The sequence below is a fragment of the Baekduia sp. genome, from assembly GCF_035318805.1.
Lineage (GTDB): Bacteria > Actinomycetota > Thermoleophilia > Solirubrobacterales > Solirubrobacteraceae > Baekduia.
In genome coordinates this window covers 22069-48303 of sequence record NZ_DATHDY010000066.1, presented here as the reverse complement: position 1 = coordinate 48303, position 26235 = coordinate 22069, and the positions used below count along the sequence as shown (strand labels likewise).

The 26235-nt window shown below is 74.1% G+C and carries 23 protein-coding genes and 2 pseudogenes; 9 read left to right on the top strand and 16 right to left on the bottom strand.

Features of this window, described 5'->3' with window-relative positions:
* Positions 1 to 65 precede the first annotated feature (65 nt).
* Complete coding sequence (locus tag VK501_RS15245; RefSeq protein ID WP_324338743.1) at positions 66 to 578, top strand: ferritin-like domain-containing protein; 513 nt, start codon at positions 66 to 68, stop codon at positions 576 to 578.
* A gap of 285 nt (positions 579 to 863) precedes the next feature.
* Here the strand turns inward: VK501_RS15245 and VK501_RS15240 are convergent, their stop codons facing one another.
* The 7 genes and pseudogenes from VK501_RS15240 to VK501_RS15210 form a co-directional block, all read right to left on the bottom strand.
* Positions 864 to 1511, bottom strand: coding sequence for a hypothetical protein (locus VK501_RS15240; protein WP_324338741.1), 648 nt, complete (start codon positions 1509 to 1511; stop codon positions 864 to 866).
* A gap of 4 nt (positions 1512 to 1515) precedes the next feature.
* Entirely contained in the window at positions 1516 to 2088 is a 573-nt protein-coding gene (locus VK501_RS15235; RefSeq protein ID WP_324338739.1) for a sigma-70 family RNA polymerase sigma factor, read from the bottom strand.
* A gap of 116 nt (positions 2089 to 2204) precedes the next feature.
* Positions 2205 to 3011 carry a family 1 encapsulin nanocompartment shell protein gene (locus VK501_RS15230; RefSeq protein WP_324338737.1) on the bottom strand — a complete coding sequence of 269 codons (807 nt, stop codon included), beginning with the start codon at positions 3009 to 3011 and terminating at the stop codon, positions 2205 to 2207.
* Positions 3012 to 3103: 92 nt separating this feature from the next.
* Positions 3104 to 3415 (bottom strand): annotated as a pseudogene (locus VK501_RS15225) (hypothetical protein); the annotation flags it as partial.
* Positions 3416 to 3426: 11 nt separating this feature from the next.
* Entirely contained in the window at positions 3427 to 3648 is a 222-nt protein-coding gene (locus tag VK501_RS15220) for a hypothetical protein (RefSeq protein ID WP_324338733.1), read from the bottom strand.
* A 120-nt stretch (positions 3649 to 3768) separates the two neighbouring features.
* Positions 3769 to 4263: a DUF6328 family protein gene (locus VK501_RS15215; protein ID WP_324338731.1), complete on the bottom strand. Its 495-nt coding sequence runs from the start codon at positions 4261 to 4263 to the stop codon at positions 3769 to 3771.
* A 33-nt stretch (positions 4264 to 4296) separates the two neighbouring features.
* A complete protein-coding gene (locus tag VK501_RS15210; protein WP_324338730.1) occupies positions 4297 to 5058 on the bottom strand; it encodes a SigB/SigF/SigG family RNA polymerase sigma factor in 762 nt (253 codons plus the stop codon).
* Between the two features lie 179 nt (positions 5059 to 5237).
* Between VK501_RS15210 and VK501_RS15205 the strand changes: the two genes are divergently transcribed.
* Positions 5238 to 6449, top strand: coding sequence for a MerR family transcriptional regulator (locus VK501_RS15205; protein ID WP_324338728.1), 1212 nt, complete (start codon positions 5238 to 5240; stop codon positions 6447 to 6449).
* On the opposite strand, the gene VK501_RS15200 is transcribed toward VK501_RS15205, so the two are convergent.
* Positions 6391 to 7155: a SigB/SigF/SigG family RNA polymerase sigma factor gene (locus VK501_RS15200; RefSeq protein ID WP_324338726.1), complete on the bottom strand. Its 765-nt coding sequence runs from the start codon at positions 7153 to 7155 to the stop codon at positions 6391 to 6393. The two genes, VK501_RS15205 and VK501_RS15200, sit on opposite strands and share 59 nt — an antisense overlap.
* A 101-nt stretch (positions 7156 to 7256) precedes the next feature.
* On the opposite strand from VK501_RS15200, the gene VK501_RS15195 reads away from it, so the two are divergent.
* The 3 genes and pseudogenes from VK501_RS15195 to VK501_RS15185 all read left to right on the top strand — a co-directional run.
* Positions 7257 to 7865 (top strand): ANTAR domain-containing response regulator, encoded by a 609-nt coding sequence (locus VK501_RS15195; protein WP_324338725.1) that lies wholly within the window; start codon positions 7257 to 7259, stop codon positions 7863 to 7865.
* 30 nt (positions 7866 to 7895) lie between these two features.
* Positions 7896 to 8063 carry a hypothetical protein gene (locus VK501_RS15190; protein WP_324338724.1) on the top strand — a complete coding sequence of 56 codons (168 nt, stop codon included), beginning with the start codon at positions 7896 to 7898 and terminating at the stop codon, positions 8061 to 8063.
* A pseudogene (locus VK501_RS15185) lies at positions 8023 to 8898 on the top strand (YihY/virulence factor BrkB family protein); the annotation flags it as partial. The gene VK501_RS15190 and the pseudogene VK501_RS15185, both read left to right, overlap by 41 nt.
* A 43-nt stretch (positions 8899 to 8941) precedes the next feature.
* On the opposite strand, the gene VK501_RS15180 reads toward VK501_RS15185, so the two are convergent.
* The 5 genes from VK501_RS15180 to VK501_RS15160 form a co-directional block, all read right to left on the bottom strand.
* Entirely contained in the window at positions 8942 to 12586 is a 3645-nt protein-coding gene (locus VK501_RS15180; protein ID WP_324338721.1) for a UvrD-helicase domain-containing protein, read from the bottom strand.
* Positions 12571 to 15486 (bottom strand): PD-(D/E)XK nuclease family protein, encoded by a 2916-nt coding sequence (locus VK501_RS15175; protein WP_324338719.1) that lies wholly within the window; start codon positions 15484 to 15486, stop codon positions 12571 to 12573. The genes VK501_RS15180 and VK501_RS15175 overlap by 16 nt, the downstream gene beginning before the upstream one ends.
* Before the next feature lie 210 nt (positions 15487 to 15696).
* On the bottom strand, positions 15697 to 16488 hold the full coding sequence (locus VK501_RS15170; protein ID WP_324338717.1) for a hypothetical protein: 792 nt from the start codon (positions 16486 to 16488) through the stop codon (positions 15697 to 15699).
* 88 nt (positions 16489 to 16576) lie between these two features.
* Positions 16577 to 18838: a DNA topoisomerase 3 gene (locus VK501_RS15165; RefSeq protein ID WP_324338714.1), complete on the bottom strand. Its 2262-nt coding sequence runs from the start codon at positions 18836 to 18838 to the stop codon at positions 16577 to 16579.
* A gap of 78 nt (positions 18839 to 18916) precedes the next feature.
* Complete coding sequence (locus tag VK501_RS15160; protein WP_324338712.1) at positions 18917 to 20077, bottom strand: MarP family serine protease; 1161 nt, start codon at positions 20075 to 20077, stop codon at positions 18917 to 18919.
* A 47-nt stretch (positions 20078 to 20124) separates the two neighbouring features.
* Here VK501_RS15160 and VK501_RS15155 point away from each other — a divergent pair, with 47 nt between their 5' ends.
* Positions 20125 to 21852: a penicillin-binding transpeptidase domain-containing protein gene (locus tag VK501_RS15155; RefSeq protein ID WP_324338709.1), complete on the top strand. Its 1728-nt coding sequence runs from the start codon at positions 20125 to 20127 to the stop codon at positions 21850 to 21852.
* A gap of 17 nt (positions 21853 to 21869) precedes the next feature.
* On the opposite strand, the gene VK501_RS15150 is transcribed toward VK501_RS15155, so the two are convergent.
* From VK501_RS15150 to VK501_RS15140, 3 genes are read right to left on the bottom strand one after another with little or no spacing between them, the layout of a single operon-like run.
* Positions 21870 to 22433, bottom strand: a complete 564-nt coding sequence (locus VK501_RS15150; RefSeq protein ID WP_324338707.1) for a hypothetical protein — start codon at positions 22431 to 22433, stop codon at positions 21870 to 21872.
* Positions 22434 to 22447: 14 nt separating this feature from the next.
* Positions 22448 to 23008 (bottom strand): SRPBCC family protein, encoded by a 561-nt coding sequence (locus tag VK501_RS15145; RefSeq protein ID WP_324338706.1) that lies wholly within the window; start codon positions 23006 to 23008, stop codon positions 22448 to 22450.
* A 28-nt stretch (positions 23009 to 23036) separates the two neighbouring features.
* Complete coding sequence (locus tag VK501_RS15140; protein ID WP_324338705.1) at positions 23037 to 23306, bottom strand: hypothetical protein; 270 nt, start codon at positions 23304 to 23306, stop codon at positions 23037 to 23039.
* Here VK501_RS15140 and VK501_RS15135 point away from each other — a divergent pair.
* The 3 genes from VK501_RS15135 to VK501_RS15125 all read left to right on the top strand — a co-directional run bounded on the left by VK501_RS15135 (position 23305) and on the right by VK501_RS15125 (position 25843).
* Positions 23305 to 24141, top strand: coding sequence for an FHA domain-containing protein (locus VK501_RS15135; RefSeq protein ID WP_324338916.1), 837 nt, complete (start codon positions 23305 to 23307; stop codon positions 24139 to 24141). The genes VK501_RS15140 and VK501_RS15135 overlap by 2 nt on opposite strands.
* 119 nt (positions 24142 to 24260) lie before the next feature.
* Positions 24261 to 25079 carry a ParA family protein gene (locus VK501_RS15130; protein ID WP_324338703.1) on the top strand — a complete coding sequence of 273 codons (819 nt, stop codon included), beginning with the start codon at positions 24261 to 24263 and terminating at the stop codon, positions 25077 to 25079.
* On the top strand, positions 25076 to 25843 hold the full coding sequence (locus VK501_RS15125) for a L,D-transpeptidase (protein WP_324338701.1): 768 nt from the start codon (positions 25076 to 25078) through the stop codon (positions 25841 to 25843). The genes VK501_RS15130 and VK501_RS15125 overlap by 4 nt, the downstream gene beginning before the upstream one ends.
* The last annotated feature ends 392 nt before the right edge of the window (positions 25844 to 26235 follow it).

Here is a 26235-nt window from a genome sequence, read left to right as displayed (position 1 = left end):
CCGCTGGGACCGCTACGCCTTGGAGCTTGATTCGTCGGACGGGTCCTGGGGGTAGACGTCATCGCATGAGCACGACACGAAACGCCAGCCAGGGGATCCTGGCCGACGACAAGTCCACGCAGCGCGAGCAGATCGTGCAGATGCTCAAGAAGGCCTACTGGATGGAGCTCGAGACGGTCATGAGCTACATCACGAACTCCGTCAACCCCGACGGCGTGCGTGCCCAGGAGATCATCGAGTCGCTCAGCGGCGACATCCAGGAGGAGCTGGGTCACGCGCAGCAGTTCGCCGCGCGGATCAAGGAGCTCTACGGGGTCGTCCCGGGGTCGATGGACTTCACGCCCGAGCAGACCTACCTGCAGCCGCCCGACCACCAGACCGACGTGGTCCACGTCATCAAGGGCGTGATCGAGGCCGAGACCGGCGCGATCGAGCACTACAACGCGATCATCGAGGCGACCGAGGGCGTCGACCCGGTGACCAACGACATGGTGATCGCGATCCTCCGCGACGAGGAGGGACACCGGCGGCTGTTCGAGGGATACCTGCGCGAGTACGCGGCGGAGGGGCTGGCTTAGGGCCAGTCGGGCGACCGCAACAGGCCGGCGCCTTCCGCGGCTGGTGCTTCCGCCGCGGGAGGTCCGGCCTGCGCAGAGGCTGTCTGAGGCCCGAAGTCGCGCTAGGAGCGTGGGTCCCTGATCCGCCGCGGGTTTCGCCCCCTGGGCGAAGACCCGCAAGGGAACCTGGCCCTCTGGGCCAGTGTTTCCCTAGGAGACTGTGTCGCTATCGCGACTGGGGACCCACCTCCGGCGGCGACGGCTGGCCATCGTGGGCCTCGGCCTCGCTGGCCGCCTACGGCACCCCTAGCGGCCGGACGGCGCCGGCGCGCAGGCGCCCGCCGCGTCCTTGCCGATGTGCAGCCCGAGCGACCGCGCCGTGCCGTCGGGGGCGGTGATGTACACCTTGTCCCCGGAGGCGAGCGGGCCGGGGTCGATCGTGAACGTCGTGCCGTCGGGGCCCGTCCGCACGCTGCTGGACACCTTGGGGCCGTTGGCCGCGCCGGCGGCGGGCTCGACGCCGGCCGAGTCGAGGCTGGGGCCCGAGGCGTCGCCGGTGGTCGTGTGCTGCTCGACGGTCCCGCGCTCATCCCCGGCGGCGGGTGCGGGGCAGGTCGTGGCGGCGTCGTAGCGCACGACCGCCGGCACGCCGGCCGCGCGGAGCGCGCGCTGCAGCCCGTCGGCGTCGCTGAGGCTGCTGATCTTGACGGTGACGCTACCGTCGGCACGCGGGGTGACCGCATAGGCGGACTCGGTGACGCCGCCGCTACTGGCGATGACCGCCACGGTCGCGGCCACGGCCGCGACGCCGCCGGCGCCGGCCAGGACGAAGCGGCGGCGATGCGTGCGGGGCGGCGTCGGCGCGGCGACCGCGCGCGTCGGCGCGGGGCGCTCCGTGACGACCTGGCGCAGCTGCTGGAGCAGGCGCTCTTCGAAGTGGTTGGACATGGACATGAGGTCAGGCCTCCATGAGTCGTGTGGTCGTGGCTGAGTCGTCGTCGAAGAGCTGGCCGCGCAGAGCGGTGCGAGCGCGGTGCAGCCGCACGCGCGCGGTCACCTTGCGGATGCCGAGGACCGCGGCGGCCTCCGGGGTGCTGAGACCGTCGAGCGCGATCAGCTCGAACACCGCGCGCTCGCCCTCGGGCAGGCCGCTGACTGCGGCATGCAGGTCGCGGGCCTGAGCCTGCGCGTCGATCCGTTCCTGGATGCGGGCGACGTCGTCGTCGTCGAGCAGCCGCCGGCCTTGGATCTGGGCGTGCGCGCGTCGCTCGCGGGCGGCGCGGCGCCACTCGGACGACACGACGTTGCGGGCGATGCCGAACAGCCAGGCGCCGGGCGTGCCGCCGGCGGGACGGTAGGTGTCCGCGCCGTCGATCGCCGCGAGGAACACCTCTGCGGTGAGGTCGGCGGCAAGGTGCGGGTCGTCTACGCGACGCGTGACGAAGCGCAGGATGGCCTCGACGTGGTCGCGGTAGAACGCCTCGAAGGCCGCGGGGTCCTGAGCGATCCGGGGCAGCTCGTCGGGTCTCATGTCCGTTCTTGGTCGCAGGCGGCCCAAGCGTTACCGACAGTGCTGAACATCGGCTGAGCGCCCTGCTCGAGAGGGCGGCCGGCACACCACCAGCAGCGGCGCCGGCCCGCGGCCCGCTACGGCACGATCGCCACAGCCGCCTCCGGGCTGGCGATCCGGAAGCTGAAGGACTCCTCGAGGTAGAGCGACACCGCGTCGGCGTCGTGGGCGTCGTAGCCGACGGAGAGGTCCTGGCCGCTCTCGAGCAGGAAGTCGCCGCCGCGCATGCTCACCGCCACGCCGCCGTTGACGCCCGGCGCCCAGACGATCGGGCCGTCGAGGATCTTGCGCAGGTGGTCGAGCAGCGGGTAGCCGCCGTGCTCGGCGGCCTCGATGACGCGGGTGTACTCCTCGCGCCCGAGCGCGAGGCCGTAGGGCCCGCTGACGCCGCTGCGCAGCAGGAGCTCGACCGCGCGCGCCACGTGGCTCGGGTAGCGATCGATCTCCTCGCCGCAGGTGATCGCGTCGTGGGGCGAGGACGGCGCGATGCCGGCGACGCCCGCGGCGTCCCAGCCGTGGAAGACCGCGGTGTTCTCCGCGACGACCATGCGCTGGGCAGCCTCGTCGAGGTCGTCGAAGTCGACGTCCTCGGCGCCGCGGTCGCCGGCGCGCAGCTCCTCGCGCGACACGCGGAACGGCGCCCGCAGCTCGACCAGCGGCAGCACGCGGCGGCGGCGGGCCTCCACGTCGCCGAGCCCGCCGGCGTCGACGGGTTCGACGCGACCGAGATTCGTGGCCGAGTACTGCCAGCCCAGCGGACCCTCGAAGTCGACCAGGCGGCGGGCGGCGAGCCCGGGCCGGAGGCGACCCTGCGCCTCCTCGTCGATGCGCTGCCAGCCGTCGTCGGTGATCGGGGCGTGGGCGCGAAGGAGATGATCGCTCACAGGCCCTCACCTCTCAGGCTGCCGATGCCGAGCGATCCGCCGGGGCCGCCGCCCACGGCGGGCGCGCCGGGCACGGGCGGCCCGCCGTCGTCCTCGGCGGACTCCTCGGCGACGTCGCCGTGCGTGACGATGTCGCCGGGCTGGAACAGCACGCCCTCCGCGATCTTCCGCCACTCCGGGGTGCGGCGCAGCAGGAACTCGAGGTCCATCGAGAAGTGCTTGTACTCCTCCCCCACGGCGTTGGCCATGACCGCCAGCGCCTCGGGGTCCTTCTCGACGGCGAGCCGCTGGGCGTACCAGCCGATGGCCTCCGCCTCCTCGGTCAGGGAGGCGCACAGGCGAGCGAACGTGCGCGTCGCCGGGGGCAGCTCGTCCGGTGGCTCGTGGTACTGGTCGAAGCCCATGAGAAGCGAGCCTACTCCCCGGCCGGTACCGGCTCGACGGGGTCCGGGGGCGGCTCGATCGGATCCTCGCGGGGCGTGTCGGGCTCCGGGACGTCAGGCCCCACGGGCTGACCCGGCGGCGCCGGCTCGCTGGGCGGAACAGGGTCGGCCGGGACCGACGGCGGTGACTCGGGCACGATCGGCGTGGCCGGCTCGACCGGCTGCGGGACCTCCAGGAGGGGGATGGTGCGCATGGAACCCCGGCCTACCCGATCGGCGTCTCGTCCAGGCGCCGACGGAGCTCGTCGATGAGCCGAAGACCGCCGAGGCGCTGGAGGCGTCGAGGATCGCCGCGGGGGGCGGCTGCTTGGCGGTCACCACTCCGTCTTGCCCGAGGCGAGCCGGCGCAACGCAACACCGAACCAGAGCCACGCGAACAGGGTTGCCGAGCACGCCACGGTGATCGCCACCGTGAGGCTGTGGAACAGGATGTCGGTGAGCAGCAGCACCGCGCCGTTCATCGCCAGCGCGAGCAGCGCCATGCCGACGATCGCCTGGCGCGTGCCGAGCTGCACGAGGTAGGGCTTCTGGCCGGCGCGGAACGTCAGGCGATGGAAGGCCGAGGGCGCCATCAGGAACGCCGACGACGCCGCGGTGAGCAACAGCGTGGCGAAGTAGACGTCGCGCTGGAACGCGTCGATCTGATGGAAGCCCTGCTGGAACGGGACGGTGAGCAGGAAGCCGAAGAGGACCTGCACACCGGGCATCACGACGCGCAGCTCGTTGAGCAGCTCGATCAGCTCGCGGTCGAGCCGCTCCGCTTCGCCTTCGTCCCTGCGGGCGTCGCGCTTGGAGGCGTCGTCGGACATGGCGTCCGACGTTCTAGCCGCCCGCCGCGGATCTCAAGCGGCCTGCGGCAGCGCGATGCGCTCGCGCAGCTGCTGCACTGTGCGGCGCAGAAGCCGCGACACGTGCATCTGCGAGATGCCGATCCGCTCGGCGATCTCGCGCTGGGTCAGCCCCTCGAAGAAGCGCAGGTGCACGATCTCACGCTCACGCGGAGCGAGCTGCTGCAGGCCGCACGCCAGCATCGCGCGCGCCTCGGCCCGCTCGAAGCCGAGGTCGTCGTCGCCGATGGCCTCCAGCGGGCCGGTCCCGTCGCCGAACGGCTGGTCGAGCGAGAGCGTGCGGTACGCCTCGGCCGCGGCCAGCGCCTCCTGCACGCGCTCCTCGTCGGTGCCGAGCGCGAGCGCCAGCTCCTTGGCCGTGGGCGAGCGGCTGAGGTCGCAGACCAGGCGGTCGCGCGCGACGCCGATCTTCCCGCTGAGCTCCTGGACCTCGCGCGGCACGCGCATCATCCAGCCGCGATCGCGGAAATGGCGCTTCAGCTCGCCGGCGATCGTGGGGACCGCGTAGGTCGCGAAGCGCACGTCGCGGCTGAGGTCGAAGCGGTCGATGGCCTTGATCAAACCGACGCACGCGACCTGCTCGAGGTCGTCGAGCGGCTCACCCTTGTTGGCGTAGCGCCGGGCGAGGCTGCGGGCCAGCGGCATCATGCGCGCCGCCACCTCGTCCCGCGCGTCGCGATCCCCTGCCGAGTGCCACCGCTGCAGCAGCGCACGCACATCGTCGCCGCCCGCCGTCCCTGCCGTCGTCGGGTGCATCGTCTCCCCTTGGTCCTCTGTCCCCGCCATCCCCCATCGATGGCGACCGGCCCGATCCGTCGCGTTCGGCGCGGATGGCCGGCATCCCCACTTTTGGGGATGCGTCCATCCTCACTTTTGGGGATGCCGATGCAAGGTGGACACGCTTGGTCAACCGCCCTAGCGGCAACAATGTTGCCGTGACCACGGTGGACAGGGGTGGACAGACGGTCAGCGCGACGCGTTTCAGCGAGCTGACCGGTGTGTCGCGCGAGCGGCTGCGGACCTGGGAGCGCCGCTTCGGCTTCCCGCAGCCCGTGCGCGTCGGCGACGGGCCGCGACGGTATGCGCTGGCCGACGCCGTGAGCGTGGTCGCGGTGCGGCGCGCCGCGGCCGAGGGCGCGCCGCTGGCGGTGGCGATCGGCGCGGCCGGCCGGCTCGACGGCGGTCGCCCCCTGCCGCCGGAGGCGTTCCGGGCGGCGGTGCACCTGGCGCCCGTGCCGGTGGCGCTCGTGTCGGGTCCGGCGCCGCTGCGGCTGGAGTGGGGCAACGCGGCGCTGCGCGCGATCGACGGCGCGCCGGCGCCCGGCGCCGGGCTTGGTCCGGTCGCCGAGCACGCGCCGACCGGCGCGGCGCTGCGCGAGCACTTCGTCCGTGACCTGCCGGCCGCCGAGCTGGACCACCCGCCGTGGGGCGGCGGCCCGGCGCTGCCGTCCGCGCGCTCGGTGGTCTACCGCCTGCCGGTCGCGCCCGGCCAGCGCCCCGTTGTCGCCGTGGTGGGCATCGAGTCGGCGGGCGAGCACGAGGCGCGCGCCGCCCTCGCGCTCGCCGAGGCCGAGTTGCATCGGCTGCGCCGGCGCGACGAGCGCCACGACCGCTGGCTCGACGCGCTGGCCGCGCTCGCCGCCGACTTCCAGCACGAGTCGGGGACCGACGTGATCGGGTCGGCGCTCGACGTGGTGATCCGCCAGACGCAGGCCGTCGACGTCGGCCTGGCGACCTCCGTGAGCGGCCGCCTGGCGCTGCGCGGCACGCGCCGCGGCGCGTTGGGGCCGTGCACGTTGACGGTGGCCGCGCACCCGCAGCTGGGCCGGGCGCTGCGCGACGTCGAGGGCGCGTGGCTGGACGCGACCACCGCCGGCGTCCTCGGCGTCCCCGAGGGCCTGCACGCCGCGGGCCTCCCGATCGCCGTGGCCGGAGAGGTGCTCGGCCTACTGGTGATGGTCTTCGACGAGATCGAGCCGCTGGACGCCGACAACCGGCGCCTGCTCTCGGCGATCTCGGCCGCCGTCGGCTTCGCGCTGCTGCGCGACCGGCTGGTGCGGGAGGTTGCGTCGGCCGCGCGCGTGGCGCCTACGGCGACGGGGCGCTTTGCGCGGCGAGGCGCAGCCGGGCCACCGACTGGCGAATGAGCCGCGAGACCTGCATCTGCGACACGCCGATGATCTCGCCGATCTCGGCCTGGGTCAGGTCCTGCTCGAACCGCAGGCGCAGCACCTCGCGCTCGCGCGGCGTGATCGTGCGCATCAGGCGGTCGATGGTCGCGCGATCCTCGGCGCGGTCGTAGCCGTCCTCCTCGCCGCCGAGGGTGTCGGCGAGCGTGTCACCGCTCTCGGACTCGGCGCCGCGCGGCGTGTCGAGCGAGGTCGCGTGGTAGGCGCCGGCGGCCTCGAGGGCCTCGAGCGCCGACTCCTCGGAGATCCCGACGTGCTTGGCCAGCTCGTGGACCGACGGCTGACGATGCAGCTCGCGGGTGAGCTCGCCCACGGCGCGCTCCACGCGGAGCGCCATCTCCTGCAGGTCGCGCGGCACGCGCACCGACCACGTGCGGTCGCGGAAGTGGCGCTTGATCTCGCCGAGAATCGTCGGGACCGCGTAGCTCGAGAACGCGACCCCGCGGCTGGGGTCGAAGCGGTCGATCGCCTTGACGAGGCCGAGCGAGGCGACCTGGACGAGGTCGTCCATCGACTCGTCGGGCCGCTGATAGTGCCGCGCCAGCTGGCGGGCCAGCGGCAGGTAGCGCTCCACCAGCGTGTCCCGCAGCGCGGGGTCGCGCGTCTGTGCGAGGCGGGTGAAGAGGAGGCGTTCCTCCTCGGATCGGGCGGCGTCGTGCAACAAGACCTCAGAAAGAGATGAGCACGCGCCGGGGTGATGGGGCGCAGAAGGATGAACTCGCCGAGCGGGGCTACGGCCCGGGGTCCGCGACCTATTATAGGCCAGTGAACACGCCAGCGGACGGCCTGCGCATCCTGGCCGCCGACGAGGATCAGGAGGCGCTGGAGCGCACCGCGCGGATGCTCGGTCGGCTCGGCCACGACGTCACCGCCACGGCCGTCGATCTCGCCCAGGTGACCGAGGCGGTCGCGCGGGAGGATCCTGAGTTGTCGGTCGTCGTCGTGCACCACGACGACGAGCACGCGCTGGACCTGATCGAGGAGATCACGGCGTTCGCCGCCGGCCCGGTCATCGCGCTGCTCAACGAGGAGGACCACGACTTCGTGCGCCGCGCGGCCGAGCGCGGCCTGTACGCGGCCGTGCGCGACGGCGATCCCGAGGCCGTGCAGAGCGCGATCGAGGTCGCGCTGAGCCGCCACGCCGAGAACGCCCGCCTGGGCGAGCAGATCGTGCGCCTGGAGTCGGCCCTGGAGCGCCGGGCCCTGATCGAGCGCGCGAAGGGCATCCTCATGGAGCGCCACGGCATCGGCGACCGCACCGCCTTCGACCGGATCCGCGCGCACGCGCGATCCAACAACCGCACGGTCCTCGACGTGGCCGCGGCGGTCACCGACGGGCACGCGCTGTTGAGCGACGGCCAACGCCACGAATAGCGGATCCTCCGGGCGGGAACGCTCACCGGCATGATCGGAGTTCTCATCGCAATCCTGCTGGCAGCGCTCGTCTACTGGCTCTGCCTCGCGCTTGGCCTTCCCGTGATCGTCGGCATCATCGCGGCCGTCCTCGTGCTCATCAGCGGCGTCGGGACGGGTGGCTACGGCCTACGTCTCGGTGGCCGGAATCGCCTCTGACGACGCTCTTGGGGCTCCGCGCGCTTCGCTGCCCGGCGTAGCGAAGCGCGCGTTCGCCGCGTTCCGCCGTCACGAGATGACGGACGCCGCCGCGGCGCTGACGTACTACGCCATGATGTCGCTGTTTCCCGGCATCGTGCTGGCGACGTCGCTGTTCTCGCTCATCGGCGACCAGAAGACGGTGTCCGAAGCCGTCGACTACGTCGCGCGCCAGGGCGCCGACGAGGCGACCCAGAACGCGGTGCGCTCCGTCGTGGACAAGATCGTCAGCGCGTCGGGCGGCGCGGTGTCCGTGGCGCTCGTGGTGTCGGTGCTGATCGCGCTGAACGGCGCATCGGGCGCGTTCGGGGCCGCGGGGCGCGCGCTGAATCGCGTCTACGGCGTCGACGAGGATCGCGGGTTCGTGGGGCGCAAGCTCAACGATCTGGGGATGACGCTGGTCATCGTCGTGCTGTTGCTGGTGGTCATCGGCGCGCTGTTCGTCGGCGGCGGGATCGCGGAGGACCTGCTCGGGACGATCGGGCTGGGCGGGACGGCCGCGACCGTGTGGGCGATCGTGCGCTGGCCGCTCGCGCTGAGCGCCGCGCTGATCGCCTATGCCTTGATCTACGCCTACGCGCCCGACCGCGAGCCGCGCCGCCTGCGCTGGATCTCGCCCGGCGCGGTCGCCGGCGTCGCGATCTGGATCATCGCCTCGATCGGCTTCGGGATCTACATCAAGCACTTCAGCACGTACGGCGCCGCCTACGGCGCCGCGGGCGCGGTGATCGTGTTGCTGCTGTGGCTGTGGCTGTCGTCGTGCGCGTTCCTGTTCGGCGCGGAGCTCGACGCAGAGCTGGAGCGGGCGCAGAGCGCCGGGCGCGGCGGTCCCCCGTCCCTCACACCACCGGCGCCGGCTCCTCCCGCAGGGTCAGCTCCTCCGGGTGGTGGCACAGCGCCCGGCGGCCGGGACAAGTCAGGCACAGGGAGCGGTGAGGACGCTCGCTCGGCACGAACCGGCCCGCGGCGATGCCGGCGATGAGCAGATCGAGCTCGGCGCGCAGGCGCGGGATGTCGGCCCGGTCGTAGATCACCGTCGCCGGTTCCTCGGGCCGGGCCAGGAACAGGTGGGAGACCTCGACGTCGGGCGCGCCGGCGCCCAGGGCGGCGAGCGCATAGATGCGGCGCTGCGCGCCGTAGTCGGCCTCGACGTGGGCTTCGAGGTCGGCGTCGGGCCCGACGACGTCGGACTTGTAGTCGACGATCAGCGCGCCGCCGTGGGCCTCGAAGGCGAGCACGTCGATCACGCCGTTGAGCAGCGGCGCGGCCGCGTCGCCGAGGCCGACGACGAAGCCGTGCTCGCGCCGGACGTCGGGCGCCGCGGCGAGGCGCGCCGCGAGCGGGCCGTCGGCGAACGCCGCCACGAGCGCCCGGAGGTCGGCGACGTCGGCGTCCGTGACCTCGGCGCCCCGCAGCCCTGCGGCGGCCCGGACGGCCTCGGCGGTCGGCGCCGCGGGGGCGGCGAAGTCGACGTCCTCGAGCAGGGCATGGGCGAGCGAGCCGCGCATCAGCGCGTCGAGGCCGTCGGGCACCGGACCCGGCGGGCGCGCCGCGGCGACCGCGCCACCGGCGTCGTCGGGCGGCAGGCGCAGGATCCGCTCGAGGTACCACCGGTACGCGCAGCGGTCGTAGGCGGCGAGCGAGGTGTAGCTGAGGGTGGCCGGCAGCGGTCGCGGGGCGGCGGCGCGCTCGGGGGACAGTCCCCCTTCGGGCGGCGCGGGCGACGGTGCCTCTGCGGGCGCCGTGGCGAACAGGTCGAGCGTCAGCTGGCCGTCGCCGGCGGGCTCCGGCGGCTCGGGCAGGCCGGGGCCGGCCGCTTCGGCGGCGACAGGGGCCAGCGTCCCGGCTGCGGTCGGCGGCGGCGCCCGATGCACCGTGACGCCGACGCGCGGCCGCGGCGCCAGCGGGTCGGGATCGGCGAGCTGGGGGTCGTCGTCGGCGCCCTCGAGCAGGCCGGCGAGGCCCGCCGCCAGACGCGGCGCCAGCCAGCGCAGGGGCGCGACCGCGGGCGCGGGCGCGCCGAGCCACTTGCCGGCCTCGAACGTGCCGCTGAGGATCAGGCGCTCCTCGGCGCGGGTCATCGCGACGTGCAGGATGCGGCGCTCCTCCTCGCTGTCGGCGGCCTGCTGCTCGTCGCGCAGGGCGTCCCAGTCCAGGGCCTTGGCCGAGGCCCCGTCGACGGTGCGCAGGCGCAGCCCGACGCGGTCGCCGCCGACGAGCAGGTCGTCGGTGTCGCTGCGTCCGGTGCGCCCCAGGTCGGCGACCACGACGACGCCGAACTCCAGTCCCTTGGCCGCGTGCATCGTCATCAGGCGCACGGCGGTCGCGTCGCCGAGCTCGACCGGCGCGTCGGTCTCGCGCGCCTCCGCCTCCAGCTCGGCGGTGGCGAGGTCGATCAGCCCGCGCACGTCGCGGCCCCGCCGGCCCTCGAAGCCCGCGGCCAGGCGCTGCAGCTTGAGCACGTTGGCCCACCGGCGCCGGCCGCCGGGCAGCCCGAGGACGTGCAGGTCATAGCCGGTGCGGTCGACCACGCGCGCCAGCAGCTCGTCCAGCCCGCGGCGCGGCGCCCGCGCCCGCTCCTGCGCGAACCACGGGCAGAAGTTGGTCAGCGCGTCGCGATCGGCGTCGGGCAGGGTCTCCAGCAGCGACGACGTCTCCTCGGCGCAGAACGCGGCCGACAGCGCGTCCCAGCGCGCGCCCGCCTTGGCGGTGCGCGCCAGGATCGCCAGCCCGTCGGCGCTGAGGCCGACCAGCGGCGACGCGAGCAGCCCGAACAGCGCCAGCTCGTCGCGCGGGTTGGCGAGCGTGCCGAGGTAGGCGCAGAGGTCGAGCACCTGCTGGCGGCCCCAGTAGCCACGGCCGCCCGCGGCCAGCGTCGACAGGCCCTCCTCCTCGAGCGCGCGCTCGAAGACCGCCATGTCGGTCGCCGCGCGCAGCAGGATCACGACGTCGGCCGCCGAGACGCCCTCCTCGCGGATCAGCTGTGCCACGCGCGCGGCGACGACGCGCGCCTCGGCCCGGCGCTTGACGTTGGCCTGCGGCAGCGAGGCCACCGATTCGGGCGGCCACGCCTCCACCGCCTCGGCGTCGGTCAGCAGCAGCTCGACCAGCGGGCCGTCGAGCTGCCCCGCGGTGCCGCGTCCGGCGACGAACGGGACGTGCGCGGCGCCGTGCAGCTCGCCCATCGCATCGTCCAGGACGCCGAGGATGTCCGGGCGGCTGCGGAAGTTCGCCGCCAGCTCGGCCGCCGCGCCGCGCTCGGCGAGCTCCGCGCGCTGGCGGCGGAAGATCCGCACGTCGGCGTGCCGGAAGCCGTAGATCGACTGCAGCTCGTCGCCGACGACGAAGCGGTCGCCGCCGAGCAGCTCCAGCAGGTCGAGCTGCGTCGCGTTGGTGTCCTGGAACTCGTCGACCATCACGCGCTCGAAGCGCGCCGCGTAGCTGCCGCGGATCGCGGGCGTCGCGCGCAGGAGGTCGCGCGCGAGCAGCTCGAGGTCGTCGAAGTCCAGCGCGGCGCGGGCACGCTTGGCCTCCGCGTAGGCGCCGGCGTAGCGGCCCAGCAGCTCGTCGAGCAGGATGATGGCCTGCGCCGCGAGCGTGTCGCGCCGCGCGGCGGTGTAGGCCTCCAGCGCCTCGAGGTACGCCGCGCACCCGTCGCCCTGCAGGGCCTTCGTGTTGCCCGGCTTGAACGCCGCGCCCTGCAGGCCGGCGAGGTCGGGGGTCGCCCCGGCGGCCAGCAGGTCGCGGCACCGCGCGATCGCCGCGCGCGCCGCGATCACCGAGCGGCGGGTGTCGTCGACCGCCAGCTCGCCGTCCGCGGCGTCCACGGCCCGGGTCAGCGCGCCGGCGTCCGGCGGCGCCGCGCTCACCGGCGGCAGCGCCGGCCGCGTCATCCCCGCGCTGCGCAGCTGGTCGTGCGCGCCCGCGATGCGCGCCTGCAGCGCGTCGACGCCATAGGCCGCGACGAGGTCCAGCGCGTCCGGCCGGTCAGCGCCCAGGAAGTCGGCCAGCGCGCGCTCGAAGGCGCCACCGCGCACGTCGCGTGCCTCGGCCTCCTCCAGGATGCCGAACGCCGGATCGAGCCCCGCGCGCACCGCGTGGGCGCGCAGGATCCGTGCGCAGAGGCCGTGGAAGGTGGAGATCCACGCGGCGTCGAGGTCCCGCGCGCGGTCGCGACGCCCCAGCTCCACGAACCGCCCGCGCACGCGCGTACGCAGCTCGCCCGCGGCCTTGTCGGTGAACGTGATCGCCAGGATGCGCCCTGGCTCGACGTCGTCCTCCAGCACCGAGCGCACGAAGCGCTCGCTCAACACGGAGGTCTTGCCCGAGCCGGCGTTGGCCGACAGCAGCAGCGGGCCCTCGCGGCGGCGGATCGCGTCGGCCTGCTCATCGGTGAACGGCAGTCCGCCGCGGCCGACCATCCGGCCGGCGTCGTCGTAGAGCGCGCCGCGCGCCTGCACGCCGCCGCTCACGCGGTCACGCACCGGCAGATCGTGGGATGGGCGCAGCCGCCGCTGTAGGCGCACTTGTCGGGCGCGGGCTCCAGCGCGCCGGCGCGGATCCGGGCAACGGCGTCACGCGCGGCCGCCGCGCACTGCTCCAGCAGCGCCTCGAGCTCGTGCTCGTCGACGCGGTCGGTCTTGACCGTGTCCAGTCCCGGGTCGGCCTCGGCCAGCACGGCGCCGCGCGGGCGCCCGTCGGTCGCGCCGAGCGGCTGGTAGAGGCCACCGACCGCTTCGAGCCCCAGCACGTGGCGCACGGTCAGCAGGTACAGCCCGATCTGGAGCTTGCCCTCCTCCAGCCAGCGCGCCTGCGCGGTCGCGGTCTTGCCCTTGTAGTCGTAGACGATCGCCTCGCGACCGGATGGATCGGTGTCGATGCGGTCGATCCGCCCGGCGAGGCGCAGCGCACCGCCGTCGAGCTCCAGCGCGGGATGCGGGTCCTCGGCCATCCCGAACTTGACCTCGAAGTGCGACGGCCGGAACGCGCTGCCGGCGTGCGCGGCGTACTCGAGGTAGCGCACCAGGTCGACCTCCAGCCGGCGCAGCGCGCTGCGCAGCCGCTCGGGGTTCGGCGAGATCCGGAAGTCGTCGGCGTGCTCGTCCAGGGCGGCGTGCACGAGGGCGCGGGCCTCCGGCAGCCGCTCGGGCGACAGGCCGCCGACGCCGACGAGCGACGACAGCGCGTGCTCGAGCACGCGGTGCGCCAGCTCGCCGCGGATCATCGGCTCGGGGTCGGGCACGAGCGCCTCGGGCCGCAGGTGGCGATCGACGAACCACTTGACCGGGCACGAGGAGAACACCTCGAGCTGCGACGCCGACCACGTGTGGCGCTCGCGCAGCGGGCCGAGCGCGGCGGGTGCGGTGAGGTGGCCGATGTGCGGCGGCTCGGCCGGCGGGGCGGCCGCGGCGGCGAACCGGGCGGCCTCGCGGTCGGTCGGCGCGCCGACGGCCAGCCAGCCGGCGGCGCCGAGCTCGCGCCGCCGCGGGTGGTCGGCCCAGCCCTCGGGCAGCAGGTCGGCGACGTCGTCGACCAGCAGCGACCGCACCGAGGGCGCGCCCTCGTCGTTGGCCGCGTGCCAGCTCAGCGCCAGCAGGTCGGTCGGCCGCGAGACCGCGGAGTAGAAGAACAGGCGCTCGACGTGCAGCGCGTCCTCGTGCAGCGCGAGCCGCAGGCCCGACGCCGCGTTGATCTCGCGCCGCTCGTCGTCGCCGAGGAACGGCTCGGGCGTCGTCGGTGCCGGGAAGACGCCCTCCTGCAGGCCGATGCAGAACAGCGCCCGGACCCGGCGGGCGCGCAGGCTCTGCGGCTGGGTGACCGTGACGCGCCCCGGGCCGGCGTCGGCGCCGACGAAGACCTCCAGCCCGTCGAGCGTCGCGGCCAGCGCGGCGGGGTCGGGCTGCAGGTCGGGCGGCAGCGCGGCCAGCTCGCGCAGCGCGCGGCGGACCTGCGCGGCGACGCGCGCGTCGAGCTCGCCCTCCTCGTCGAGGACGGGCGCCGAGCGGCGCCACGGGGCGGCCAGCAGCGCGGCGGCCTCGGCCTCCACCCGTTCGCCGAGCGCCTTGACGCCGCCCCGGGCGTACGCCTGCGCGAGGTGGTCGAGCGCCTCGAGCTCCCAGTGCTCCTGCTCCCACAACGTTCGCGCCTCACGGGCGGTGCGGGCGCCCTGCCGGCGTGCCCGGGACTCGAGCCGGTCGGCGAACGCGGGCACGCGCAGGACGCCCGGCGTGCGCAGCCAGGTCAGGAGGTCGTCGGCGGTGGCGTCCAGCAGCGCGCAGCGCAGCATCGCGACGAGCCCGCGGCCGAGCGCCGTGTGCCCGACGGCGATGCGGCGGCGCACGGCCGCCGGGAGGTCGTAGGCGCGGAAGACCTGGTCGACCAGCGCCGCGACGCTGTCGAGGCCGCGGTGGACCACCGCGACCTCCTCGGGCGCGACGCCCTCGGCGCGGATCAGCCGCGCGACCTCGGCGGCGACGAGCTCGATCTCCGCCCGCTCTCCCCCGCCCTCCAGGGCGACGATCGCCTCGCCCGGGTCGACCCGCTCGGGATCGGGCTCGTAGAGCGAGCGCTCGACGTGGTGCAGGGCGCTGCGCGCGCCCGGCGCGTAGTAGTCGGCCGACGCCGGGTGGATCTCCTCGGTCGCGCCGAGCGCGAGCAGGTCCTGATGCAGCGTGGCGCGCGCGGCGAACGCCGTGCGCCCGGGCTCGAAGGTGAGCGAGAGCAGCACGTCGGCGCCGACCGCGTTGGCGAGCGTGTCGACGACGTCGCGCTGCAGGGGCGAGAGGTCGTCGAAGCCGTAGAGCAGGACGGGCGTGCCACCCCAGCGGTCGGGCTCCAGGCGCAGCGCGTCGAGGGCGGTCGTGACGTGCTGCGGGCGGTCGCGGCGGCCCGTGCGCTCCTGCGCACGGCGATAGGCGAGCACGAGGGCGCCCAGCTCGTCGGCGTAGGCGCGCCGGCTCGCGTCGTCGCCCGCCCAGTCGCGGACCGCGCGGACGAACCGCGGCGGCTCGATGCGGGCCTCGCCGAGCTCCTCGGCGAAGGCGACCAGGGCGGGCGCGAAGCCGGGCGTCGCGGCGGCGGCGGCGAGGCGCTGCAGCGGCGTGGCGGCGATGGCCGCGGCGGCGACCCGCTCGCGCTGGAGCGCCGACAGCGCGCCGCCGGGGACGCCGCCACGGAAGGCCAGCTCGCGCAGCAGGCCGCTGAACCGCTCGACCCGGACGCCGAGGACGGCGCCGTCCTCGGCGAGCTCGCGCCGGTAGGTCTCGATGTCGCCGAACGTCGGGACGACGAGCAGCGGCGAGGTGGCCGCGCGGGCGCGGGCGGCGGCGAGGACGGTGCGCGCCTTGGCGGCGTTGGCGGGTCCGGTGACGAGGTGCAGAGGCATGCGGGTCCGACAGGGTGGCACCGCCACCCGACGTCCCGCTTCCGAACGCCGGACAGTCGCCGCTCGCTCCGGTGTTTGGTGTGAGCTTCGCGCAGGTAGCCGGGGGTTCACGCGGGTTCGAGCACAGGGACCCGCACAGATCGCACCCCCTCATCCCCAGGGTGCGCGCGGGCCGGCTGGATGCCGGCCCGCGTCAATTCCCACCTGAGGTCAGGCGGCGGTGCCGCTCAGGGCCGCGGACCGGTACCTCCACCCCTTGAGCCGCCGCAGCAGCTCCTTCCTGAACCCCGTGCTCACGCGGCCGGCCCGGCGCTGGCGGTCGACCTCGGCCGTTCCGACCTTCCCCTTGCCCAGCAGGTACTGGTCGGCGACGTACGCTGCGAGGATCCCGCGCACGTCGTCGCCCCGCCGGGCCTTCCGTAGGTCCGCCAGCCGCCGCTTCGCGTCGGCGCGCACGAGCGACGGGAACCGGCGCGTCACGTCGACCGTCGTCCCCTTCTGCACCTGGAGCACCTGGGGCGGGAACGCGCTCGCCGCGAACGCGGTGAACACGGCCGAGAACCGCGGGTCGTAGCCCACGAGCTCGGGGCGGCCGTCGCCGTCGGCGTCCTTCAGCGCGTAGCCGACGTCGCCGTAGGAGACGTCCTTGGGCGTGTAGCCGGTGCCGTCGAAGGTCAGCAGGCGCGCGGTGAGGCAGCAGTGCGCGCCACCCGAGAACGTGTCGACCAGCACCTCCGGCTCGCCGTCGGCGTCGAGGTCGGCGACCTTGACCGCCGAGGTCGCGGGGTCGGGCGCGCCGTCGGGGGCGACGATGCAGCCCTCCTCGCACACGTCGGCGATCGTGATGTCGTAGCGGACGCCCTCGCGCACGACGACGAGCCGCGGGTTCGCGATCCCGTACTCGGCCTTGTCCCACTCCATCGTCGCGCTGGTCTGCCCCGCCGAGTGCGTGATCGACCCGCCGTCGTTGGCCCACGCCGGCGCCGCGCCGGCCAGCGGCACGGCCGCAGCCGCGCCGGCCAGCAGCAGGGTCCTGGAAGGCCCCTGAAAAAGTCGCTGCGGCCAGGACCGCCTGATTTTCAGGGGCCTTCTACGCCGCCGCGCTGGCATCGCGGGCGCTCGCGGCCTCGGCGGTCTCGGCCGCAGCGGCCGCCATCTCGTCGGCCTGGGCCTCCTTGAAGCCCTCCTTGGCCCACGGCTCGTCGAACTCGACGCGCATGCGGCCCTCCTCATTCTGCACGAGCGCCAGGCGTGCGCGGAACGAGCGGCCGCTGCGACCCTTGAAGCCGGTGACCGGCTTCTCGGTCTTGCCGCGCGCGATGAGCTCCTTCGCCACGGCCGGCGGCAGGTTCTTGCCGGCCTTGGACTTCCAGATCACGAAGCCGCAGCCCGGATCCTCGCGGCCCCAGCAGGAATAGCCCTTGCGGTTCTCCACGATGTCGCGGCCGCAGATCGGGCACGGGCCGAGGTTCGCCCGCGGGATGCGGACGTCCTTGAGCTTGGTGTCCAGCTCGCCGACGGTGGAGCCCGCGAACATGGCGATGTCGGCCATGAACTTCTTGCGGTCCTGCTCGCCGGCCTCGATCTCGGCCAGGCGGCGCTCCCAGTCGCCGGTCAGCGACGGCGACGTGAGCGCGTGCCCGTCGAGGAGCCGGATGACGTTCATGCCCTTCTCGGTGGGCACCAGGGCGCGGCCGTCGCGCTCGACGTAGCCCACGTCGATCAGGCGCTCGATGATCGCCGCGCGCGTCGCCGGCGTGCCGATGCCCGACTCCTTCATGACCTCGCGCAGCTCGTCGTCGTCGACCAGCTTGCCCGCGGTCTCCATCGCGCCCAGCAGCGACGCGTCGGAGTAGCGCCGCGGCGGCTTGGTCTCCTTGGCGAGGACCTCGACGGCCGTGGTGTCGACGGCCTCGTCCTGCTCGAGCTTGGGCAGCGACTGGTCGCGGCCCTCGTCCTCGTCGTCGCGCGCGCCGCCGTCGTCGGCCAGCTCGCCGTAGACACCGCGCCAGCCCGGCACGACCAGGACCTTGCCGCGGGTGCGGAAGACGTGCTCGGCCACGGTCGTCTCGACTCGCGTGTTCTCGAAGACGGCCTCGGGATGGAACGTGGCGAGGAACCGGCGCGCGACCATGTCGTAGATCCGGCGGTCGTCGTCGTTCATCTTCTCGAGCTTGTGCGACGCGTTGGTCGGGATGATGGCGTGGTGGTCGCCGACCTTCGCGTCGTCGACGACGCGGCCCAGCGGCAGCAGGTCCAGCCCGGTGACGTACTGCGCGGACTTGCTGTACTCGGGGTGCTCGCCGACGTGGCCCGCGACCTCCTTGAGCTCGGGCACCATGTCCGACGTCAGGTACCGGGAGCTCGTCCTGGGGTACGTGAGCGCCTTGTGCTCCTCGTAGCAGCGCTGCGCCGCGCCGAGCGTGCGGCGGGCGGAGAACCCGAAGCGGGTGTTGGCCTCGCGCTGCAGCGACGTCAGGTCGTAGAGCAGCGGCGCCTTCTCGCGGCGCGTCGTCTTCTCGAGCTTGGTGATCTGACCAGGCTGGCCGCGCACGGCCCCGGCGACCGCCTCGGCCTCCTCGGCCGTGGCGATCCGCGGGTGGGCGCCGGCGTGGAAGCGGCCCTCGTAGGCGCGGTCGCCGGTGGCGGCGAACTGCGCGTCGACGAGCCAGTACGGCTCGGGCACGAACGCGCGGATCTCCTCCTCGCGGCGCGTGAGGATCGCCAGCGTCGGCGTCTGCACGCGGCCCAGCGACACGGCGCCGTCGAACGACGACCGCAGGCGGATCGTCGCCGCGCGCGTGGCGTTCATGCCGACGATCCAGTCGGCCTCCGAGCGCGAGCGCGCGGCGTCCTCGAGCTTGCTCAGCTCGGCGCCGTCGCGCAGGTTCGCGAAGCCCTCGCGCATCGCGTCGTTGGTCATCGAGTTCAGCCACAGGCGCTGCACCGGCTTCTTGGCGCCGGCCTTCTCGAAGAGGTAGGCGAAGATGAGCTCGCCCTCGCGGCCGGCGTCGCAGGCGTTGATGACGTTGTCGACGTCGTCGCGGCGCAGCAGCGTCTTGACGACCGCCATCTGCTTCTGGGAGCGCTCGTCGCGCACGACGAGCTTGAACTTCGCCGGGACGATCGGCAGATCGGCCATGCGCCACTTCTTGAACTTGTCGTCGTACTCGTCGGGCTCGGCGAGCTGCACGAGGTGGCCGACGGCCCAGCTGATGATGTGCTCGGGCCCCTCGAGCCAGCGCTCGGTCTTCTCCCCCGCGCCCGACTTCTTCTCGAAGGGGCCCGGGAGGATGCGCGCCAGGTCGCGCCCGACGGACGGCTTCTCGGCGATGACGAGGGTCTTGGCCATGTGACGCCGCAGCGTAGCGGTCGCGAAGCGCGCCTTGTGGGCCTGTGGCGAAGTCGTGACACTCGCGGCGCGACCCGGTCAGCCGGCGCACGGGCCGGTCGAGACCTTCGACCCCGACGGCGCCGCGCCGGCCAGCGTGCGGCGCACGATCGCGTTCGGCACGCCGTAGCCGCCGCGCCGCGAGGTGCCGGTCGCCTTCGCGAACACGGTCGTCAGCACGCGGCCCTGCGTGTCGACCAGCGGGCCGCCCGAGTTGCCGGGTTGCACCGTCCCGCGGAAGGTCGTCATCTGGCGCGTCACGGGCCCGGCGCCGTAGGCGTCCTGGGACACGACCGCGCGCGTCTGACCCAACCGTCCCGCGCGCACGCGGTAGGGCCCGTTCTGCGGGAAGCCCAGGATCGCGGCCGCGGCGCCCACCGGCGGGTCGGCGGCCAGCGAGAGCTCGTGCGCACCGCCCAACCCGGTCACGCGCAGCACCGCGACGTCGTTGGTGGGGTCGAACGCGACCGCCACCGCGTCGAGCCTCGGCCCGGTGCCCACGCGCTGGACGACGGTGTCCTGCTCCCCGGCCACCACGTGCGCGTTGGTCACCACGAGGCCGTCGCCCGCCACCCAGCCCGAGCCCTCCACGCCCAGGCCGCACGCGGTCCCCAGCACCCGCACGATGCTCCCGGCCGCGGAGCGCACCCCCGGCTCGCGGGCCACCCGCGCGGTCGGCGCCGGCACATCGGCCTCCGGCCCGTCGATGTGCGGGAACGGATCGAAGCGCGCCAGGGCGTTGAGGACCGGCCCCGACGGCGGCAGCACGTCGTTGAGGCGCGACAGGATCTCCGAGCGCTGGATGTCGGCACGCAGCTGGCGGGCGCCCGGCGTCTGGAGCGCGACCGCGCCCGCGATCCACGACAGCCCGAGCGCGATCGCGACGCTCAGCACCGCGCCGAGCAGCCCGTCGAGCGCCTTCACGCCGGGAATCGGGACGCTGCGGCGTACCAGGAAGCCCGCGGTCTCGAGCAGGCCGGCCAGGATCGATCCGCCCGTCACCGCGGCCACCAGCGACACGAGCGGCGCGTACGGCGACGACGACCCGTCGGGCAGCAGCGCCGGTCCCAGGCGGCTGCCGAGGAAGGCACCGGCCACGAAGCCGGCCAGCGCGAAGGCTCCGGCGACGAAGCCCTGGCGCCACCCGATGGTGGCCATCACGAGCGTGAAGGCGACGATCAGCCAGTCGATGCGCGTCAACGTTGGCGCACCCTACCCGCGGGCCGCGTCAGTACCTTGCAACGCTCATGCCGTCCAGCCGCGCCCAGGACTCGACGACCCGGCGGCGGCGCATGGTCGCCGTGGGCTCCGTGGTCGTCGTGGGACTGGGCGTCGCGGTCGTCTGCGCCAGCACGGGCGGACCGAGCGAGAAGGACACCGTGCAGCGCTACGCCCTGGCGTGGGAGCGCAGCGATTGGACGGGCATGCGGCGCGAGATCGACGGCGGCGCCCAGAAGCGCTATCCCGCCGCGAGCTTCGCCGGCCGCTACCGCGCGGCCATCGACACGGCCACCGCCACGGCGGTCGACACGGGCCGGGCCACCGACGAGGGCCACGGCCGCTGGCGCCTGCCCGTCGTGGTGCAGACCCGCGCCTTCGGCGCGGTTCGCGGGGTCCTGCACCTGGACGTCGTCCGCGACGGCGACGCCGCCCGCATCGCCTGGCGGCCCAGCCTCGTCTTCCCCGGCCTCGCCCCCGGCGACGAGCTGCGCCGCACCACCACGCTGCCCGACCGCGCCGACCTGCTGGCCCGCGACGGCACGCCGCTGGCCCAGGGCGTGAACCGGACGTCCGCGCTCGGGGCGACCGCCGCGGCGATCGTCGGCGCGCTCGGCCCGATCCCGGCCGACCGCACGGAGCGGGCGGAGCGGCTGGGCTACCCGGCCGACGCCCAGGTCGGCATCACGGGCCTGGAGCGCGCCTTCGACGAGCAGCTCTCGGGCGTCCCCGGCGGTCAGCTGCGCGCCGGCGCGCGGCTGCTGGCCGAGCGCGCGCCGCGCGAGGGGGCCGCGGTGCGCACGACGATCGCGCCCGCAGTCCAGGAGGCGGCGGTCACGGCGCTGGCCGGCCGGCTGGGCGGCGTCGTCGCGGTGCGCCCCCGCACCGGCGAGATCCTCGCCGCCGCGGGGATCGGCTTCAGCGGCCTGCAGCCGCCCGGCTCGACCTTCAAGATCATCACGGCCACCGCCGCGCTGGAGGCGGGCGTCGCCAAGCCGACCGACACGTTCCCGATCCAGACGTCGGCGACGCTCAGCGGCGTCGAGCTGCAGAACGCCAACCGCGAGTCCTGCGGCGGCACGCTCGTCCGGTCCTTCGCGCTGTCGTGCAACTCGGTGTTCGCCCCGCTGGGCGCCAAGCTCGGCGCGCAGAAGCTCGTCGCGGCGGCGGAGCGCTTCGGCTTCAACCGTCCGACCGGCATCACCGGCGCGGCGACCGCGTCGATCCCGCCGGCGGCCGAGATCGGCGACGACCTCGCGGTCGGCTCGTCGGCGATCGGCCAGGGTCGCGTGCAGGCCACGGCGCTGCAGATGGCGATCGTCGCGTCGGCCATCGGCCTGCGCGGGCGCCGCCCCGACGTGACGCTCGACCCCGACAAGTGGGACGGCGAGGCGCCGACGCACGAGGCGACGACGGCGCGCGTCGCCCGCCAGGTCGAGCGGCTGATGCTCGCGGTCGTGCGCAACGGCACCGGCACCGCGGCGGCGATCGGCGACGTCCGCGTCGCGGGCAAGACCGGGACCGCGGAGCTGAAGTCCACGCAGGCGTGCGAGCCCGACCCCGAGAACCCGGAGTCCTGCCCCGCCGAGCAGCAGCAGGACACGACCGACACGGACGCGTGGTTCTCGGCCTACGCCCCCGCCGGCAGCGGCCATCCGCGCATCGCGGTCGGCGTGCTGCTCGTGAGCGCGGGCGCCGGCGGCGACACCGCCGCGCCCGTCGCCCGCCAGGTGCTCCTGGCGGGGCTCAAGGGGTGATGCTCTGCGGCCTTGCCCTATACGTCGAGGTCGACCGTCGCCTCTGCGCCACCCTCCGGCGGAGCGATGTGCAGCTCCAGCGGACGGTTGGCGTAGGACGCGCTGGGGACCTTGAAGAGGATCATGCCGCCCTGCGTGAGGTTCTCGCGCGCCAGCGAGCCGGGAACCGGGATCTGGTCGCCGCCGTGGACGACCTCCGGACGGTAGGCCACGCGGTTGACGGCCGTGTCGAGCGCGACCGGCTGGAACTCCTTGCCGGTCGTGTCGCGGATCACGAACTTCTGCGCGGACGGGTGCGGCGCCTTCGTCGAGTTGAACACGCGGATGAAGACGGCGAACCACTCCTCGCCCTTGCCGAGCGTCTGGGCGCCGGCGGGCAGCCCCACGAGGTAGTCGCGGTCCTCGAAGTCCCGCGCCGTGAGCTGCCGTGAGATCTGGACCTGGTACTTCAACTCGCCCGTGTTGACGTAGACGCCCTCGGTCGCGGCGTGGCGCGGCTCCTCGGACTGGCCGCACGCGGCGAGGGCGCCGGCGGCGGTCAGCACGGCGGCGGTGGTGGTGACGAGACGGCGAAGCGGCATGGCGGCGGCGGACTCTAGCGATTGGCGCCCGGGCGGAAGGCCTCGGGACGGAAGCGGAAGTTCGAGAACGGCTTGCGCGGCCCGTCGGCGAGCGTGACGCGCGCTCCACGGTCGCGGCCCTCCTCCAGGATCGCCTGCATGCGGCGCAGCGCCTTGCGGCTCTTGCGCTTGTACCAGCCGCGCCGGCCCATCGACTCCTGGAAGCGGTCCGAGAACAGCTTCGGCTTGGTCTCGAAGGTGTAGGTGACGCGCGTGGACGCGCCGCCGTGCACCTCCTCGAGCTCGTACACGCCGCGGTTGAGGATGCGGTTGTACTTGCCGCCGCGGCCGCGCTCGACGATCAGCCGCGGCTCCTGCACTTCGACGAAGGTGACGTCGGCCCAGGCGTAGCGCGTGAACCGCGCCTTCAGCTTGAAGCGGGCGCCGGCCCCCTCGCCGAGCGTGTCCTCGCGCGTCAGATGCCACCGAACGAGGTAGTGGTCGCTGAACTCGGCGTGGTTCGCGACGTCCTGGAGGTAGGCGAAGACCTCCCGGCGCGGACGCGCGATGGTGACTTCTACTTCGACGGGATCCACGGGCGAGCAGTCTACCCGCGACGTCCGCTCACGCAGCGTGTCGCGTGACCCGCCGCACGGTGTGCCCGCGCTCGAAGTGGCGCACGAGCTCGACCGCATCGGGCTCGGCCCGGCGCAGCGGCGTGCACAGCGCGCAGACGGTCGCCGAGCGGCCGAAGTGGTACATCCGCTCGCCCACCAGCGGGGTGCGCCCGCAGTCGGCGCAGGCGTGACGGCCCGCCATCAACGTGCCGACGGACTTGCGCAGCAGCGCGAGCTCGAGGTCGGGCTCCGACAGGGTCCTGGAGGTGCGGGCCATGGGCCGAGGTTCGCCACCCGGATGGGTGCTCCTCCCGCGGCAGCGCACCGTGCAGCAGTGCGCCAGGCACCGGACCGTCCGTCCACGGACAAGTTTGGCCGGGTTCCCTTGTGGAGACGGTCTGGGCCACAAACTTGTGTTGTGGTCGCATTGTCAAAGGATTGACCGTCGGGGTTTTTTGGATGCCGATCTGGCAGTACAGTCGGTCAGAGCGGGTCGCCAGCCGGCAGAGAGGAAGTGGTCGATGATGGAGTCCTTGACGACGGGGACCCTGGCAGGAACGGGGTCGTTCCGGTGTGAGAAATGCGGCTATGTGGTGACGCTCGCCGCAGCCGACGAGCTCCCGGCCTGCCCGGGCTGCAGCGGTGCGAGCTTCGTGCGCGCGTCGCTGTTTACGGGTGGTCGGTTCCAGCGCCGGTCGACGGAGGCGCCGACGCCGGAGGAACGGGCGGAGCTGCTGGTGTCGGCACGGTCCGAGGTGACCGAGCCGGGCCAGTACCTGGCGTACGACGACGCGGGGCGCCTGCGCACCGTGAAGCTGGAGAAGGAGTGGACGCGGGTCGGGCGCAGCCTGGCCGCCGACGTGCGCTTCGACGACCCGACCGTCTCGCGCCGGCACGCGCTCATCGTGCGCCAGCCCGACGGCGTGCGGGTGCTCGACGACCGCAGCCTCAACGGCGTGTTCGTCAACGGCGAGCGCGTGGAGTGGCGGGCGCTGGCCGACGGCGACGAGATCGTCGTCGGGCGCTACCGGCTGCACTACCTCGTGTTCACGGACGAGTCGCTCGCCGAGAGCGGGCCGGCCACCGCGCCGGGCATCGCGACCGCCGGGTGAGCAGGACATTCGGGCAGGCGGACGGTCCCACGGGATCGTTCGCCTAGAATCCCCGCCTCTCATGGCGGTGACGACTGCGCGCTTCGCGAACGACCGGCCCTGCGGAGGAGCGATCCGCCATGGCTGAGCGGATCGCCGTCCTCTCGCAGAAGGGCGGCACGGGCAAGACGACGGCCGTACGCCATCTCGCCGACACGTTCCAGCGCGCGGGGCTGAAGGTTCTCGCGGTCGACCTCGACCCGCAGGGCAACCTGTCGGACTACTTCGACGTCGATCCGGAGGCCGAGCCGACGATCCGCGACGTCCTGGTCGGCCAGGCCAAGGCCAAGGCGGCGGTGCACACGTCGCCCGGTGGGGTGCACGTCATCCCGGCCAACCTGTCGCTCGCCGAGGCCGAGGTCGCGCTCGCCGGCAAGATGGGCCGCGAGCTGACGCTGCGCCGCGCGCTCAAGCCGCTGGCCGACAGCTACGACGTCATCTTCCTGGACTGCCCGCCGAACCTCGGGCTGCTGACGGTCAACGCGCTGGTCGCGGCCGACCATGCGCTGCTCAGCGCCGAGGCGCAGTACTTCGCGCTGCAGGGCGTCGAGCAGGCGCTCGAAGTCATCGAGCTCGCGCGCGACGGGCTCAACCCCGACCTCGAGTGGCTCGGCGTCGCGTTCACGATCGCCGACATGCGCACCGTGCACTCGCGCGAGTCCCAAGCGTCGCTGAAGGAGCACGTCGGCGACAAGCTCCTGGAGACGGTCATCCGCCAGTCGATCGCCTACGCCGAGTCGGCCGAGCGGGCCGTCTCGATCGTCGACCACCGCCCGGACCTCGGCGGCGACTACCTCCGGCTCGCCGACGAGCTGCTCGGCCGCCTGCGCCTGACCGCGGCGCGCAAGCAGCTCAAGCCGCTGCTCGACGCGGCGCAGGTCGTCTCCCCCGCGCGATGACCCTTCGCCGGACCGTGCTGGCGTGCGGCGCCGCGCTCGCCCTCGGTGGCGCCACCGTCGCCGGCTGCGGCGCCGACACCGAGCCGCAGGCTCCGACGGCCGAGGCGACGCCCGCGCCCGCGCCGGCGCCGGCGGACACGACGCCGTCGGCGCAGGCGCCGGCGGCGCCCAAGCTCAAGGGGCCGCTGGCGTTCCATGTCCGTCACCGCACCCAGCTGCGGACGAAGCCCGGCGGGCGCGTTGTCGCGACGCTGGGGACCAGGACGGAGTTCAAGTCACCGCGGATCCTCGCGGTCGCGGGGCGCAAGCCCGGCTGGGTGATGGTGCGGACGTCGGTGCGCAAGCATCACGTCGGCTGGCTCCCGGTGAAGGCCGGCGCGCTGTTCAGCCAGCCGCGCACGCTCGTGATCGACCTGTCGGAGCGGCAGCTGACGGTCTTTCACCGCGGCAAGGCGACCGACACCTACAAGGTGGCGATCGGGACCGCGGCGACCCCGACGCCCCGCGGGAAGTTCGCGGTCACCGACCGGCTCACGGTCAAGCCCGGCACGCCCTACGGCTGCTGCATCCTCGCGTTGACCGCCCACCAGCCGAAGATCGCCCAGGGCTGGGGCGGCGGCGACCGCGTGGCGATCCACGCGACGCCGGACACCTCGGTCATCGGCAAGCGCGTGTCGCACGGATGCGTGCGGGCGAGCAACAAGGCGCTGCACCGGCTGATGCGCCAGGTGCGGCTCGGCACGCCGGTGACGATCCACGCGTGAGGGGCGGCGCGGGCGTCGTTGGGGCCTCGGTGCTCCGCGGGCGCGCGAGCGTCGTTGGCGCCCAGCTCGAGGCGTGGCGTGCGGGTGCGGGGCGCGGTCCGGGGCAATGACGAGTGCGTGACCGGTGCCTCGGCGCTGGTCTGTCCTCCGCGGGGGCCGGAGGTGCCTCGGTGGGCGGCGCGGGCGTCGATTGGCGCGCCGCGGGCGTCGATCGGCGCGCCTCGGGGCGTCGAGGGACGAATGAATCTCGCTGTACGAGTTTCATTCGTCCCTCGAAGGCGTCATCGGGGACCCAGGTCGCTGGACGCTGGATTATCCCTCACGGATCGACCCGGACCGCCGCGCGGCAATTCACGCCCGAACGATCTCCCGCACCGCGGCGCCCGCGGCAG